This is a genomic window from Xanthomonas axonopodis, from assembly GCF_001304695.1.
In the GTDB taxonomy this organism is placed as follows: Bacteria; Pseudomonadota; Gammaproteobacteria; order Xanthomonadales; family Xanthomonadaceae; genus Xanthomonas; species Xanthomonas axonopodis.
The window spans coordinates 1-2,046 of the sequence record NZ_JFAQ01000201.1 but is presented as its reverse complement, the minus strand read 5'-3'; the positions used below and the strand labels follow the sequence as shown (position 1 = coordinate 2,046).

Sequence of the window (2,046 nt, the reverse complement as noted above, 5' to 3'; positions counted from 1 at the left end):
CCCGGCGCGCGCGCGCGGCGATGTCGGAGATCGGGCGGGCGCAGGAAGAAATCGCCGCGCTGCGCGCCGGGCGCATGGGCCAGGCTTCGATCGGCACGGTGGTCAATCCGGGTACCAACCTGGTGCCGCAGGCCATCGCCGAGGTCAAGCGCGAGTTTCCGGACATCCTGGTGCGGGTGGAAATGGACTACAGCCGTCCGCTGGTGGCCAAGTTGCTGGACGGGCAGCTCGACATCGTGATCGGGCACATCCTCGGCCCGGAAGGGGTGGGCGAGCTGGAGTTCGAACCCCTGGCCGACGAGCCGCACTCGGTGATCGCGCGTGCCGGGCACCCGCTGGCCAGCCGCGCCGGCCTGCAGCATGCCGATCTGGTACGGCATGGCTGGATCTTGCCGCCCGCCGACAGCATATTGCGCGCGCGCCTGGATTCGATGTTCATGGAGCACGGCGTGCAGACGCCGACCAATGCCATCGAGACCTCGTCGCTGCCGGTCACCTACACTCTGCTGCGCGGCACCGACATGCTGACCGCCTTGCCGGTGGAATCGGTGGCGCCGTTGATCCAGGCCAAGTTGCTCACCGTGCTGCCGATCAAACTGGGCGTGCGGATGGAATCGTTCGGCATCATCCGTCGACGCGATTACATTCTGCCGCCCGGTGCCGAGCGCATTTTGCAGGCGTTGCGCACCACTGCACGGCGTTTGTACCCCGGTGTGAGGGCACCGGAGTCGTCGCTCTGACCGGCCTTGAAAAACCATTTCACGGTGACGACGGCAACGGACTCACATGTTTGAGCTTTGGGCCGCAGCATCCTCGGCCCGATCAAGACCCGCCGCAAGACGATCCAACGCAGGCTGTCGCCGACAGCCGTGCGATAGCGCACAATGCAGCGCCGCTGCTTTGAGGCGTCAGGGGCATCTGTTGCCTGCCGCCGGAATCAGCGCGGTTTGACCTGCCGATATTGACGGCGATCGCCGTAGGTCCGGCCCTTGGTCTCCACGTTGGCGCATAGCTGGCCGTTGCACAGCGTCACGTCGGCGGCGTTGTAGGCGCGCAATAGCTCCGCACGCAACTGATTGTCTTCGATTTGCTGGCGATAATGGGCCAGCAACCATCCGCCGCCGCCCAGCAACACCAGCAAACTTCCGACCACGACCGCCGCGCCTTTCCACAGCAACAGGCGCTGCGCCCGCTCGATGCGCTTGAGTTGATCTGACAGGGACTGCGCACCTCCCCCGATCATGCTACCGGCGAGTTGCAACCGCTTCTCGAAATCGGCAACCGACTGGTCCATCCCCTGCCTTACATTTCTCACCAACGTGTCGGGAACGCGCTGCAAGGTCTGCTCTGCCGACCGAGTCATCACTCCCGGCAACGACTGCGTCACCTGTTCCAGCTGCTGTGCAAGGCGGCGTTGCTGTTGCTCGATGTCACTGCAGCGGCGCTCGAACTGCTCCATGAGCGCGGCGGTCTTGCTGACCAACGTCAGTGGGTCTCTTGTATCCATTGTGCATCCTGCCCTTGTTGCTGCCCGTTGTTACATGCTGCGCCCACCGATGCGCATCGTTTCCTGCTGCTGCTGCTGCTGCTGCTGCTGCTGTTGCTGCGCCTACATCGCCTGCTGGGCGGCCAGCTGTTCCTGCTGATTCACCGTGTCGATGGCCTCGGCGCGCAACGCGCGGCCGGGTGGTTCATCGGCCAGGGTCTGCGTCATCTGACGGAATTGATCGCGGTCGCCGCTTTGTGCGGCCAGAAGCATGCGGTCCAGGAAGGCGTGCGGGTCGTCATGCAGGGAGGGCGGCTTGTCCGCCGCTGCCCGTGGCTGCGGTGCATCCGCCTTCATCGGCACCTGCCACTGCTCCGGCGCATGGCTGTGCGCGCGCGCTTGCTGCAATTGCTGCATCTGCTGCTGCCAGCTTTGCGGCTCCGGGGCGCCGTTGTGCCGCGCGAACGCCGGCACCGAGGAATCGGTGCGTTCCGGCGACAGCGCCACCGGGCGCAAGGGAAACTGCGCGTGCAAACCGGTACCTGATTAGCCCCATCCCT

At 65.2% G+C, this 2,046-nt stretch carries 2 protein-coding genes and 1 pseudogene; 1 reads left to right on the top strand and 2 read right to left on the bottom strand.

What is annotated here, in order from left to right; translation table 11 throughout:
- Positions 1-740, top strand: a 740-nt coding sequence (locus XAXN_RS16830; protein WP_054320404.1) for a LysR substrate-binding domain-containing protein, incomplete at its 5' end; no start/stop codon positions are given.
- Between the two features lie 197 nt (positions 741-937).
- On the opposite strand, the gene XAXN_RS16825 is transcribed toward XAXN_RS16830, so the two are convergent.
- Positions 938-1,507, bottom strand: a complete 570-nt coding sequence (locus XAXN_RS16825) for a hypothetical protein (protein ID WP_054320403.1) — start codon at positions 1,505-1,507, stop codon at positions 938-940.
- Positions 1,508-1,537: 30 nt separating this feature from the next.
- Positions 1,538-1,918, bottom strand: a pseudogene (locus XAXN_RS16820) (DUF2235 domain-containing protein); the annotation flags it as partial.
- Positions 1,919-2,046: the final 128 nt, after the last annotated feature.

Bases quoted from the DNA above. Each gene is read 5' to 3' on its own strand.
- XAXN_RS16825 (WP_054320403.1), bottom strand. From the start codon at position 1,507: ATGGATACAAGAGACCCACTGACGTTGGTCAGCAAGACCGCCGCGCTC.